General features: G+C 70.6%; 5 protein-coding genes. 4 read left to right on the forward strand and 1 reads right to left on the reverse strand.

Features of this window, described 5'->3' with window-relative positions; all coding sequences use genetic code 11:
- Positions 1-75: 75 nt before the first annotated feature.
- Positions 76-2,073: a tachylectin-related carbohydrate-binding protein gene (locus AB0M67_RS25020; protein ID WP_365748839.1), complete on the reverse strand. Its 1,998-nt coding sequence runs from the start codon at positions 2,071-2,073 to the stop codon at positions 76-78.
- A 187-nt stretch (positions 2,074-2,260) separates the two neighbouring features.
- On the opposite strand from AB0M67_RS25020, the gene AB0M67_RS25025 reads away from it, so the two are divergent.
- The 4 genes from AB0M67_RS25025 to AB0M67_RS25040 all read left to right on the forward strand — a co-directional run bounded on the left by AB0M67_RS25025 (position 2,261) and on the right by AB0M67_RS25040 (position 14,467).
- Entirely contained in the window at positions 2,261-12,058 is a 9,798-nt protein-coding gene (locus tag AB0M67_RS25025; RefSeq protein ID WP_365748840.1) for a LamG-like jellyroll fold domain-containing protein, read from the forward strand.
- Entirely contained in the window at positions 12,055-12,561 is a 507-nt protein-coding gene (locus AB0M67_RS25030) for a hypothetical protein (protein WP_365748842.1), read from the forward strand. The genes AB0M67_RS25025 and AB0M67_RS25030 overlap by 4 nt, the downstream gene beginning before the upstream one ends.
- Positions 12,562-12,725: 164 nt before the next feature.
- On the forward strand, positions 12,726-13,385 hold the full coding sequence (locus AB0M67_RS25035) for a SurA N-terminal domain-containing protein (RefSeq protein WP_365748844.1): 660 nt from the start codon (positions 12,726-12,728) through the stop codon (positions 13,383-13,385).
- Positions 13,386-13,459: 74 nt separating this feature from the next.
- On the forward strand, positions 13,460-14,467 hold the full coding sequence (locus AB0M67_RS25040; RefSeq protein WP_365748845.1) for a nucleoside triphosphate pyrophosphohydrolase: 1,008 nt from the start codon (positions 13,460-13,462) through the stop codon (positions 14,465-14,467).
- The last annotated feature ends 6 nt before the right edge of the window (positions 14,468-14,473 follow it).

A 14,473-nucleotide genomic window follows, 5' to 3' on the forward strand; every position in this document is an offset into this window, starting at 1 on the left:
CGCGGAAGGGTGCCATGTCACCGCCCGGCCCCCGGGAGGGCGCCGACCACGCTGCCGTGGCCGACGCCCCCGCCGTCACTTCGCCGGCGGCGGGGCCGGCAGGGTCCGGCCGGTGAAGACCGGCGCGTCGGCCGGGGCCGGGGAGCCGGCCGCGCCCTGAGCGCTCCGCGCCAGGCGCGAGAAGCCCGGGTTCAGGTGGTACAGCCGGGTCTGGTTGTCCGCCGTGCGGAACATATAGGCCCAGGTCGGCCCCGACGCGTCGGTGTACTCGAACGCGGTCGGCTCGGTGGCCGCCTGCTCATCGCTCGGCTTCTGCCAGGGCCGCCAGACCCCGGTGCCCTGGAGCGTCTCACCGGTGTTGTGGATCGTGCCGTCCGTGCCGAGCACCAGCACCTCGGTGATCCCGTTGACCGGGCTGATCACGGCGGTGGGCGAGCCCTTCGCGGTGACCCCGTCGATGGTGGACCACTCCCCGTAGGCGCCGCCCTCGGCGGACTGGGTGGTCGTGACGACCGTACCGTTGCCGTCGGTGGCGAAGACCCGCAGACGGTAGCCGGGATAGACGACGACCGCCGGGGTACCGGTCACGCCCTGCGCGCCGAGCGCGGTCCACGCGGACAGCGTGCCGGCCTCCTTGAACAGCGCCGTGCTCAGCACACCGGAGGCGTTCCGCCCGAAGAGCTGGATCCCGTCGCGGACGGTGACCGCGGTGAACGGCCCCTCGAAGCCGCTGCCCCCGAGCGGCATCCAGCCCATGAAGTCCACGTCGGCGCGCTGCTGGATGCGGTACCAGGGTTTGCCGTCGGCGTCCGAGGCGAACTGGACCAGCAGCCCGGCCGGGGTCTTTCCGGTGACGACGTGCCGCGCCATCGCCCCGCCGAGGTTGATCCAGCCGCCCCAGTCCTCGGAGGACACGGCGGTCTGGTTGCGCTGCCAGACGCTGCCCGAGGTGTTGTGCGCGCTCACCACGACGCGGCCGTTGCTGTGGGTGGCGAGGGACGGCTGCCCGGTGAAGGCCTCGTTGTCTGAGATCGTCGTCCACTTGACGCCGTTGAAGTCCGACGGGTCGGACTGCCTGCCGTACACCAGCCGGCCGATGTTGTCGGTGTACGCGTACTCCAGCGCGCCCGAGGGGGAGCGCATCGCGGAGCCGCGGCTGTAGGTCTCCAGCGGCACGGCCGGTGAGGCCGGCGTGTGGTTGGAGTCGAGGCGGCAGGAGTCGGGGGTCGTGGACACCGAGGTGTACGCGGCCCAGCCGCTGCTCTCCACCAGCTTGTTGTAGACGGGGAAGTTTCCCAGCGTCTCGTCGTAGCGGTAGTAGCGGACCTCGCCGTTGCCCTTGACGCGGAACAGCGTGTCCCCGCCGTACGAGCTCATGTACTTGGTGTCGCTCCAGTCCGCCGCGGACACCAGGACATGGCGCTCAAGCCAGCGCTGGCTGGTGTAGTCGTAGCGGGAGCGGTAGAGCTTGCCGTCGGACGCGGCGCGGCCGAACAGCACACCCTTGTCACCGGCGTAGATCGCGTCGTAGCGGTCCCATCCCATGTCGACGATCTTGCCGCCGTCGGCCACGAAGTCATCGGCGGCGGCGTCGTAGCGCCACCAGCGCAGCCCGCCGCTTGAGGGCTGGAACGTCCAGAGGTTGCCGCCGCGGTCCATGGTGATGTCGTCGGTCCTGGTGCCCGTGCGGAACTCGGCGAAGCCGGTGCTGATCTTCTTGTGGTGCACGTCCCAGGTGGCGGTCGCGCTGACGCGGTGGCTGTAGTAGAGGCCGTCCGTCTTGATTCCGTAGAACGCGCCCGCGGGACCGGCCAGCATCCTGCCGTAGCCGGACCACCCCGTGTCGATGGTGGTGGCGGTGGGCAGGGCGTTGCCGACGCCCGGCCCCGGCATGTCCTGGCGCAGCAGCTTGCCGGCCGAGTCGATCGCGTAGGTCGGGCCACTGGTGTTGCAGGTGAGCGGCACCGCCGCGTGTGCCGTGCCGGGAAGCGCGGCCAGCAGGGGTGCGGTGGCCGCCACCGCCATGACGAGTGCCGTCCAACGCCCGTTTCTTCGGGGCGAATTGAGAGTCATGCGCTGGACGCTAGGCGTCGCCGGGTGAACGGTGCGGTAGCGGTCAGGTGAACAACGCCCCGACGAAAGAGGCCAGTAGGTGAACCCTGCGTGCGAGTCTCGACATGTCCATCACATCCTCCTCATCATCTGGTTGATCGTTTCGTCTCGGATCGGTGGGGGGACCGTGCCGGCATACCGAAGGCATGTGCGGACATTCCTGATGGCCCGTCTGTACCGCACGGGCTGGGCCAAGTTGATCGCGCTCGCCGCGATCGGCGTCGTCGCCGTCGGCACCCTGGCGGTGGCCGGTGTGGGGTTCCCGCTCTTCCCCGACCCGCTGCCCGGCGCGAAGGGGCCCGGCCAGCGCTGGGGCAGCGCCGAGGGCCGTGACCATCTGGTCGCCGACGGGACCAACCGCACCACCGGGCAGTCGCTGCGCGCCAAGTACCCGCTGCGCGCGCCGTCGGTGCGGAAGCCGGCCGCGGGGCACAACACCGCCTCCGTCGCCACGCCGCCCGCCCCCGCCGACGCCGTCACCGGCTTCGACCGCGCGACCAGCGAGGAGATCGTCTCCGAGCGCGACGCGCACAGCCGTACGTACGCCAACGCCGACGGCACCGAGACGACCGAACTCTCCACCACCCCCCTCCACTTCCGCGACCGCGCGGGCGCCTGGCGGCCGGTCGACCCCACGCTGGTCGCGTCGGACGGCGGCTGGGCGGGCGCGGCGGACTCCGTGGGCGTACGGCTCGCCGACCGGGCGGACGCGGACCGGCTCGCGGCCGTCACCTTCCCCTCCGGCGAGTCCTTCGCGTACGGGCTGGACGGTGCGGCCGGCGCGAAGGGCAGTGCGGGGGAGACAGAGGAAGGCGGCGCGGCGGACAGCCGCGTCAGCTACCGCGATGTCCTGCCCGGGACCGATCTGTGGCTGGACTCGCGGGCGGGCGGGGTCAAGGAGACGCTCGTCCTGCGCTCCACCGACGCCCCCACCGCCTTCGACTTCCCGCTCACCCTCAACGGCCTCACCGCAAAGCCGGGGACCGCGGGCACCGGCGGCGAGGGCTCCGTCGTACTCGCCGACGACCGGGGGCGTACGAAAGCCGTCATCCCGGCCGGCTTCATGGAGGACGCCAACGGCGTGGTCTCCCACGCCGTCCGCTACGAACTGATCGCGCGGGACGGCGGTCAGGCCCTGCGGGTCAGCGCCGACCGCGACTGGCTCACCGATCCGGCCCGTGCCTTCCCCGTCCGGGTCGACCCGTCCGTCGACACCACCGCGTCCTCCCGCTCCATGTACGTCACGGAGAACGGACCGGTCGCGGGGTCGAACGAACTGCACGTCGGCAAGGGCACGGCCGGCTCCACCGCCTCCTATCTCGGCTTCCCCGGCCTCGACACCGAGCTCAAGAACCACAAGATCTTCGGCGCGCAGCTCCAGGTCGTGAACTACGACGCGCCCTCCTGCAAGCCCCGTTCCGTCTCCGTCCACCCCGTGACCCAGTCCTGGACGGCGGCGACCGGCGGCTCGTACCCCGGTCCCTCGGTCGGCGGCTCGCTGGCGTCCAAGTCCTTCGCGTACGGGCATATCGCCGTCGGCTCCTCGAAGTCCGGCTGCCCCGCCGCCGGTGAGCTGTTCGACCTCGGCAAGGCCGGCCGTGACCTGGTCCAGCGCTGGGTGGACGGCAGCCAGCCCAACTACGGTCTCTCGCTGCGCGCTTCGGCCACCGACCCGCTCGGATTCAAGAAGTTCACCGGCGACACCACCGCCAACCCGCCGAAGCTGTTCGTCACGCACTCCCCGTACAACGCGTCCTACTCCTTCGCCAAGCCGGTGCCCGACCCGCCCGTCCTCCAGAACCAGGCGGGCAAGGTCAAGGTCACCGTCACCAACAAGGGCGCGGAGACCTGGACCGCGGGCGGCTACTACCTCGCCTACCGCGCGTACGACTCCAAGGGCAAGCTCGTCACCCAGCAGCGCGCGGCCGATGTCACCGGGCAGGTGGCCCACGGCGGGCGCATCACCTTCGACGCGACCATCAAGGCGCTGCCGCCGGGCACCTACATGCTCGACTTCACGATGGTCCGCACGGGCGGCAAGGTCTTCACCGACGAGCAGGTGCCGCCTGGCCGGCTCGTCCTCCAGGTCTTCGACATCGCGCCGGTGGTCAAGGAGCAGTTCCCGCCCAACGGTTACCAGGCGCAGACCCTCACCCCGCAGCTGTGGGCGGCCGGTGTCGACATCGACGCACCGCCCGGCTCCGCCCTCCAGTACAAGTTCGAGATCTGCGAGGCGGACAAGGACAACAAGCCGACCGCCTGCACCACCTCCGCGTACCAGTCGGGCTCCGCCTATGCCGTGCCCGCCGGACGGTTGAAGTGGGGGACGACGTATCTGTGGCGCGGCTTCGTCAAGGACGCGTCGAACGAGGTGCCGACCGCGCAGGTCGCGCTGGTGGCGGCCGTCCCGCAGCCCGAGATCACCTCGCGGCTCGCCGAGGCCCAGGGCAAGGAGTTCGACCCGAACGTCGGCAACTTCACCACCGCCGCCATCGACGCCTCCGTGGCCGGGGTGGGCCCGGACCTCACGCTCGTACGGACGTACAACAGCCTGGACCCGAGGCGTGACGCCGCCTTCGGCGCGGGCTGGTCGACGCGGTACGACATGCGGCTGACGCCCGACGACGACGGCACGGGCAATGTCGTCATCCGCTACCCGGACGGCCAGGACGTCCGCTTCGGCAAGAACGCGGACGGTACGTTCGCCCCGCCGCCCGGCCGGTTCGCCAAACTGACCGCGGACGCCGCGGCCGGGACGTACAAGCTCCAGGACAAGTCGGGCACGGTCTACGACTTCAGCTCGTCCGGCCTGCTGGTGAAGGTCACCGACCCGTTCTCCGCGGTCGTCAACTACACCTACTCCGGCGGGAAGATCTCGACTGCGGTCAACGCCCGCACCGGCCGCTCCCTCACCTTCACCTGGACCGGCGCGCATGTCACCAAGGTGGCCACCAACGCGGTCAACGGAGCCGCGCTGAGCTGGGGTTACACCTACACCGGCGACCGGCTGGACTCGGTGTGCGACCCGGCGGCCGGCTGTACGCGCTACGGCTACGGCGCGGGCAGCCACTACCGCACCAGCGTCCTCGACTCCCGCCCCGAGTCCTACTGGCGGCTCGGCGAGACGGAGGGCACGGCCGCCAACAGCGCCGTCGAGGTCAACCTCGGCATGGACCGCGGCACCTACACCGATGTGACGCTGGGCGCGGCCGGCGGGATCACCGGCGACCCCGGCACCGCCGCCACCTTCAACGGCACCACCTCCCGGGTCGACCTGCCCTCCGGCACGCTCAAGAAGAGCCGTGACGCGGCCGTCGAGGTCTGGTTCAAGACCATCGCGTCGGGGCTCGGCGGCCCGCTCGTCGGCTACCAGAACAAGGCCTGGGGCACCGCCCCGACCAGCGGGGCTCCGCTGCTCTACGTCGGTACGGACGGCAAACTGCGCGGCCAGTTCTGGACCGGCACCGCCGCGCCCATCACCGACATCACCAAGAACGTCAACGACGGCAAGTGGCACCACGCCGTGCTCTCCGTCTCCGGCTCCACCCAGAACCTGTATCTGGACGGCAAGCTCTCCGGCACCCTCACCGGCGCCCAGCTCAGCCAGAACGATCTGACGTACAACCAGATCGGCGCCGCCCGTACGGTCACCCCGGCGTCCTGGCCCGGCTGGGGCACCGCCGCCGCCAAGTCGTTCGCCGGCACCATCGACGATGTCTCCGTCTACCACCACCCGCTGGGCGCGGCGGCCGTCGCGGGCCACTACCGCGAGGGCGGCCGGGCCGCCGATCTGCTCACCTCCACCACGCTGCCCTCGGGCCGTACCGCCACCGAGGTGCAGTACGACACCTCCCGTGACCGGGTCGAGGAGTACACCGACCGCAACGGCGGCACCTGGAAGATCGGCACGCCCGCGGTCTTCGGCAACGACAAGGACCTGCGGCGCACCGTCGAGGTCCGCGACCCGATGGACGCCCCCTACTTCTACGAGTACGACGGCCTGACCTCGCGGATGCTGCGCTACGGCGAGCCGATGGCGCTGGGCGCCCGCGAACCCGCGACCCCCTCGTCCCCGGGGCCGACGGAGCCGCCGGCCGAGATCTGCACCAAGCCCGACCCGGGCGACCCGGCCTTCTGCACCAACCCGCCGGGGGACGGCGGCAGCGAGCCCGACTTCATCCGGCACCCCGCGGACGGCGTGGCCATCCGTACGTTCGGCTACGACGACAAGGGCTTCCAGACCTCGATCACCAGCGAGAACGGTGACACCGTCGCCCTCGGCTATGACGACCGCGGCAATGTGGTCCGCCGTACGACCTGCCGGGCCAAGGACGACTGCCAGACCGCTTACACCACCTATCCGGTGGCGACGGGCGACTTCGACCTGCGGGCCGACCAGCCCTCCGAGACCCGCGACGGCCGTTCCACCGGCGTCACCGACAACCGCTACCGCACGCAGTACCAGTACAACGACAAGGGGGCGCTGCTCACTCAGACGGCGCCCGACGGCGGGGTCGTGCGCCATACGTACACCACCGGCGCGGAACCGGCGGTCGACGGCGGCAACACGGCCACCGGACTGCCGCTGACCACCACCGATCCGCTCGGCAAGGTCACCCGCTACCGCTACTTCAAGAGCGGTGATCTGGCCCAGCTGACCGAACCGTCCGGCCAGCTCACGAAGTACACCTATGACGCGCTGGGCCGCAAGCTCACCGAGACGACCGTCTCGGACGCCCAGCCGGCCGGGGTCACCACCACCTTCACCTACGACAAGCTCTCCCGGGTCGCCACCGTCACCGACCCGGCCGCCACCAATGTCGTCACCAACGGGGGCAAGCACCAGCAGAAGACGACCACCAGCTATGACGCCGACGGCAATGTGACGCGCACCGAGGTCAGCGATCTGCTCGGCGGCGACGCGACGCGGGTGATGACCTTCGCTCTCGACGACCGGGGCCGCCCCGAGACGGTCACCGACGCCGAGGGCAGCGAGACCACGTACACCTACGACGTCTTCGGCAACAAGACCTCGATGGTGGACGCCAACGGCAATCACTTCGACTACCTCTACACCGCGCGCAACATGATGGCCGAGACACGGCTGCGCGACTGGGAGGACGACGGCGGGGACGACGACTACACGGTCCTGGAGTCGTACGCGTACGACATGGGCGGCCGGGTCGCCAGGAACACCGACTCGATGGGCCGCACCGTCGTCTACCAGTACTTCGGCGACGATCTGGTCAAGTCCATCACCCTCAAGGACTTCCACAACCCCGACGGCACCAAGCGCGACCTCGTCATCGAGGCGAACACCTACGACGGCGCCGGCAATGTCCTCACCGAGACGGCGGGCAACGGCAAGCTCGTCACGCAGTACACCTATGACGAGGTCGGCCGTACGAAGTCGACGGTCTCCGACCCGAGCGGGGTGGCCCGCCGCACCACCCTGACCTACGACCTCGCGGGCAATGTGAAGACCTCCGCCTCCAGCGGGCTCGCCTCCAATGTGCCGTGGCCGGTGAGCGCCAACCCCGAGACGGTCACCTACCAGTACGACGACGCGGGCAACGCGATCAAGGAGACCGTCGAGAACGGTGCCGAGTCGCGCACCACGACCTACGGCTACGACCAGCGCGGACTGACGATCTCCCGGACCGACCCGGGCGGCAGGACCACCGAGTACACCTACGACGAGCTGGGCCGGCCGCAGTCCACGAAGGCGCCGGAGGTACGCACGGAGTCCGGCGGCGGCGCGCCCGTCACCACCCGGCCCGTCACCTACACCGGCTATGACACCTTCGGCGCGGCGACCGAGTCGGTGGACGCCCTCGGCCGGATCAACCGCTCCGCCTACGACCGGCTCGGCCGGCTCGTCTCCACCACCGCGCCCGGCTACACGGCGCCGGGCTCCAGCACGCCCGTCACCCCGACCGTCACGAACACCTATGACGCGCTGGGCAATGTGACCGAGTCGACCGACCCGCTGGGGCGGGTGACGCGCTACGAGTACGACCGGCAGAACCGTCTGATGGTCAGGGACGAACCGACCGGTTCGGGCTCCGGCGACGACCGCGCGCGCTGGTCGTACACGTACACCCGCACCGGCGAGGTGCTCTCGGTCACCGACCCGAACGGGGCACGGGCCGAGACGACCTACGACGACATGGACCGGCCGGTCACCACCACCCAGATCGAACGCCGCCCGCAGCCGGGCTCCTTCACCAGCCGCAACGACTACGACGACGCGGGCAATGTGGTGAAGCAGACCGCGCCGAGCGGCGCCGCCACCCAGTTCGTCTATGACGCGCTCGGCCAGCTGACCCGGCTGACGGACGCTGCGGGCGTGGTCACCCAGTTCGGATACGACATCGCCGGGCGCGAGGTGCGCCGTACGGACGGCAAGGGACGGACCTCGTCGAGGCTGTACGACGGGCTCGGCCAACTGGTCAGGGACGCCGACCTGGACGCCACCAACAGCCAGCTGCGCGAGGTCGGTTACGGCTATGACCCGGCGGGCAACCTCATCAGCGCGACCGACGCGCAGGGCCGCACCACGACCTATGCCTATGACGCGCTCGACCGGCTGACCAGCCAGACAGAACCGGTCTCGGACACCACATCGATCACCACGTCCTTCGGCTACGACGCGCTCGGCAACCGCACCCGCTACACCGACGGCCGCGGCAACAGCACCCTCTACACCGTCAACACGCTCGGGCTGCCCGAGTCCGTCGTCGAGCCGTCGACCGCGCGCGACCCGTCGCCCGCCGACCGCACCTGGACGACGGCGTACGACGCGACCGGCCGGGCCGTGAAGGTGACCGCGCCGGGCGGGGTCACGCGCGAGCGGGAGTACGACAAGGCCGGCAATCTGATCCGGGAGAGCGGCGCGGGCGCCGAGGCCACCACGGCGGAGAAGCGCTACGGCTACGACGCGGCCGGCCGGCTCACCAAGGCGTCGTCCCCCAAGGGCGACAACGGATACGAGTACAACGACCGGGGCCTGCTGCTGAAGGCCGAGGGCCCGTCGGGCGACGCCTCGTACACCTACAACGGCGACGGGCAGCTGACGGAGCGCACCGACGCCGCCGGAACCGCGACCTTCACCTACGCGCGCCAGCAACTGGCCGGTGCGAAGGACCCGTTGACGGGCGTCCAGCAGAGCTACGACTACGACGGCGCCGGCGCGGTCGAGCGGGTCGACTACGGCGCCGGGCAGTCGCGCGCGTACACCTATGACGACCTGGGCCGTCTCGACACCGACACGGTGAGGAGCAGCGGCGGCGCGGCCGTCGCGTCCACGGACTACGACTACGACACCAACGACCAGCTGACCGGCAAGACGACCACCGGCACCGCCAAGGCGGGCGAGAACACCTACGGCTACGACCAGGCGGGCCGGCTCACGTCCTGGACGGCGGACGGCGCGACCACCGAGTACGGCTGGGACGACAGCGGCAACCGCGTCAAGAACGGCGCCAAGACCGCCACGTTCGACGAACGCAACCGGCTGGTGTCCGACGGGGACTACACCTACGACTACACCGCGCGCGGCACCCTCGCCTCCCGTACCAGCTCGGGGCTGACGGAGGAGTTCGCCTTCGACGCGTTCGACCGGATGACGAAGGCGGGCGAGTCCGGGACGGCGTACACCTACGACGGTCTGGGCCGGGTGGCCACCCGCAACGGCGTGGACTTCACCTACGCCGGATTCGCCCCCGACCCGGTCAAGGACAACTCGGCCACCTACGGCCGCGGGGCGGCGGACGAACTGCTCTCGGTCGCCGAGGGCGGCGCGGCGCAGCTGTCCGTGACCGACAAGCACGGCGATGTGGTCGGCGGCATGTCGTCGACGAACGGTGCGCAGACGACCCTGGCGTCCTCGACGGCGTACGACCCCTTCGGCGCGACGATCGGCACGGCGGGGGCGTCCGACGAGGCGGGCAGCGCGGGCTTCCAGGGGGACTGGACCGACCCGGAGACCGACCAGGTCAATATGGGCGCGCGCTGGTACGACCCGGGCACGGGCACCTTCGACTCGCGCGACGCCTACACCTACGCCTCGGGCGCCTCGATCCTCGCCAACCGCTATACGTACGGCGCCGGTTCGCCACTGGACTTCACTGACCCGGACGGCAACTGGCCCAGCTGCGGCTGGTGCAAGAAGACCTGGAACAAGGTCAAGAACAGCAAGGCGGGGAAGTTCGTCGCCAAGGCGGCCAAGACGGTGTGGAAGGCCGCGGTCTACACCGTGCGCCATCCGCTCTCCGCACTGAAGATCGCCACGAAGGCCCTGGGCCGCGCGGCGAGCTGGGTGTACGAGAAGTCGGGCCTGAAGACGGTCGTCAACGCCGTCGCCAGTGTGACGAGATGGGTCGGCAGCAAGATCAGCTCGGCGGCCTCCTCGACGGCCGACTGGGCCAGACAGAAAGCGGCGGAGGCCCAACGCCAGTACCGTGCGGCCCGGGAGGCCGTCACCCGTAAGGCCAAGTCGGTCGCCGCGTATGTGGCCAAGCACAACCCGATCCCGGACATCGTGGCGGCGGCGAAACCGCTGATGGCGGTGGCCCACGCGATCGTCACGGCCAACCCCAACCTCCCGGCGATCATCGTCTCGGCCACCCGCGATGTCATCGCGGACGTCGCCAAGGTCACGAACGCCATCCGCGACGCGGCGGTGGAGCAGATCGGCATCGTGGTCGAGTCCGTCTCGGCGGCGGTCGACTACGCGATCGAGGTCGCCCCGGCGGTCTGGGAGGGCGTGAAGACGGTCGGCAATGTCGTCGGAGAGGTCACCGGCTTCAACGACATCAAGAACTGCGTCACCAAGGGCGACATGGAGGCCTGCGCCTGGGCCGTCGCCACGGTGGGCGGCCTGGCCCTGGGCGGAGTGGGCGCGGGCGCGGTCCGGGCGGCGAAGGCCGGACGCATGGGCATGAAGGCCGTGAAGTACGCGGACGACATCGCGAAGGCGGCCGACAAGATCGGCGAGGTGGCCGAGACGGTGGATTCGGCCGTGTCGTGCCTACAGCTCGCCGCCGACCTGACCGGGAACAGCTTCCTGCCCGGCACGGACGTGGTGATGGCCGACGGCACCAGAAAACCGATCGAGGACGTGGAGGCCGGCGACAAGGTCACGGCGACGGACCCGACGACCGGGAAGACCTCCGCACAGGAGGTCACCGAGACGATCGAGGGCAAGGGCCTGAAGAACCTGGTCAAGCTCACGGTCGACACGGACGGATCCAAGGGCGACGCGACGGACACGATCACGGCGACGGAGGGCCACTCCTTCTGGATCCCGGATCTGAAGAAGTGGCAGAAGGCCGGCGAACTGAAGCCGGGCCAGTGGCTCAGGACGGGCAACGGCAGCTGGGTCCAGGTCGAGACGGTCCAGGCGTGGACGCAGCAGGCGACGGTCCACAACCTGAGCGTCGACAGGGCGCACACCTTCTACGTGGCGGCGGGCCCGTCGACCGCCCTGGTCCACAACTGCGCGGCGGGCAAGGGCACCAGAGGCCTCAAGGGCAAGTTCCAGCCCACGGTGAGCGTCCACCGGGCCCAGGGCAACTGGGACATGGACGAGCGGATCTCCGACGCGACGGCACTGCGGGACGAGGCCGCTCGCGGCGCCACGGGCAAGGCGAAGTCACGGACGTACACAGCCGCTGTGCACCGGCAGACGGGCGACATCGCAGTAGGCTGCTCGGGGAACGGAAGCTGTGCGGAACCCAACATTCTCGACGCGACCGGCTGGGGGGCCGACGACGTGATCTTCACCCGGGCGGTCCGGCGCGAGGACATCGGCGACGGACTGGGGAAGGTGCTCCAGGAGAAGGAGATCTGTGTCGTCTGCCAGGGGAACTACTCACCCGACAACTTCGTCCCCGGGGTGCTCTACGACCCCAAGGGACCCTGGATGATCGGCGGGGCGGGATGAGAGCGTCGCTCATCGAGCTGGCCCGCCACGACTGGGCCGGCCTCCGCTGCGGATGCCGGGAGTCGGGAGCGCACCTCCCGGAGACCTTCACCCGGCTCCTTGAGGCCCGGAGTGCCGAGGAGACGGTCGGCCACGGCCTCGCGGGACACCTGGAAGAGCAGTCGATGCTGTTCCAGGTGGCCCCGCACGCCGTGCCCGTGATCCTGGCGGCGCTCACCGAGGATCTGCCGTCGTTCGTCAGAGGCCACCTCCTGACCACGCTCTGGCAGCTCGTGACCGGTGAGTCGCATCTCAGCGAGAGCGAGGCGGGCGAGCCGGAGCTGGAGGAGGAGTGCGGCGAGGCGGCGCGCGAGGGTATCTGGCTTCTCTACCGCGAGGCCGTCTCGGGTGACACGGAGACGGCGCTGGACATTCTGGAGTTCGTGGACCCCGATACGGACCGGTTCGAGGCGTTCCGGTCGGCGGTGGCCGCGAGGGCGGGAAAGCGTCTGCCACGGGACTGAGCGGTGTGCCGGGACCCGCGCCACCCGCTCGCCCGCCACGCGCGCGCATCCCGATCCGCCCGTGAATCGTTGGTCGAACCAGTGGCCCAGACCACGTCCACTGCCTACCATCGATCTCTGCAAGGCCTTGTGCATCGCCGCACAATCACGCCGGGAGGCCCCCTTTGCACCGCCGTCGTCGCACCGCGCTCTCCGTCTCCGTCGCGCTTCTCGCCGCGGCCCCACTCCTCACCGCCTGCGGCAACGAAGCCCACCCCGGAGCGGCGGCCGTCGTCGGCGGGCAACGGATCGAGGTGTCCGCGCTCCAGGCCCAGGTACGGGACGTACGGGACGCGCAGCGGAGCGCGCCGGAGGCCGAGCAGCTGATCAAGAACACCGGGCAGCTCAGCCAGGCCAAGCTGAACAGCATGATCTTCGACCGGGTGCTGGAGAAGGCCGCCGACAACGCCGGGGTCACGATCAGCCGCAAGGAGATCCAGACCACCCGGCAGCAGGCCGCCGCCCAGTCCGGAGGTGAGGAGCAGTTCGCCGCGATGCTGCTCCAGCAGGGCGCTCTCTCCGCCGACCAGATCGAGTCGGCGATCCGCCGCGAGGTGCTGCTGACCAAGCTGGCCGTGGCGCTCGGCGCCAACACCACGACACCGCAGGGCCAGCAGACGGTCCTCGCCGAGCTGACGAAGACCTCCGAGAAGCTCGGTATCGACGTCAATCCGCGCTACGGCAGCTGGGACAACAAGCAGGTCAGGCTGGGCGAGGCCAAGACGCCGTGGATCACCCAGCTCACCAGCGAGGCGCCGGAGCAGGAGCAGCCGGCGGGCGCCTGATCCGTCGGCAGGGGAGAGCCGCCCGGCTTCGGCCCGCGAGCGGGGCGGCCGGCGGCCGGAGGTAGGTTCGAGAGGTGACAGACGAAGCTTCCGCCACCCCCGGCCGTATCGTCCTGCTGACCGCCAGCCACCGGGTCGCCCCCGGGCTGCTGTCCTGGCCCGCCTGGCAGCTGCTGCACTCCGCCGACGCGGTGGTGTGCGCCGACGCCGGCCATCCGCAGCTGCCCTATCTGCGCGAGGCGGGCGTCGCCGTCGAGCAGGCCGCGCCCACCGCGCGGGAGCTGGTCGACGCCTGCGCGGACGGCCGTACGGTCGTGGTCATCCCCTCCAGCGAGGGCGACGGGACCGACGCCCGGCTGACCGACGGCCTGGCGCGGCTGGCGGGCTCGGGCCGGGTCCGGATGCCCGACCTGGAGCTGCTGCCCGGCTCGTACGACCTGCCGGGCGCCCGGCTGCTCGACCTCGTCCAGGTCATGGACCGGATCCGCGTCGAGTGCCCGTGGTCATCGACCCGGACGCACCAGGGGCTCGCCAAGTACGCCATCGAGGAGGCGTACGAACTCGTCGAGGCGATCGAGGAGGGCGACGCCGACGAGCTGCGCGAGGAGCTGGGGGACGTACTGCTCCAGGTCGTCTTCCACGCCCGTATCGCGGAGGAGCGCTCCGCGGCGGAGGAGGGTGCGGACGACGAGGGACCGTTCTCCATCGACGACGTCGCCGGCACGATCGTGGAGAAGCTCATCCACCGCCACCCCCATGTCTTCGGCGACGAGACCGCCGAGACCCCCGAGGACGTCAAGACCCACTGGCTCCGGATGAAAGCGGTCGAGAAGCAGCGCGACTCGGTCACCGACGGAGTCCCCCTGGGCCAGCCCGGCCTGGCCCTCGCCGCGAAACTCGCGGGCCGCACCCGCACGGCCGGCCTCGACGTTCCGCTCCCGAAGGCCGAGGGCGTCGGCTACGAACTGCTGGCACTGGCGGTACGAGCGGAAGAGGCCGGCGTCGACCCGGAGGCGGCACTGCGCGCGGCGGCCCGCGTATACAGGGACGCGATCCGCACGGCCGAGGGCCACGCCGGATAGCCGTAC

The organism is Streptomyces sp. NPDC051662, from assembly GCF_040681655.1.
Classification (GTDB): domain Bacteria; phylum Actinomycetota; class Actinomycetes; order Streptomycetales; family Streptomycetaceae; genus Streptomyces.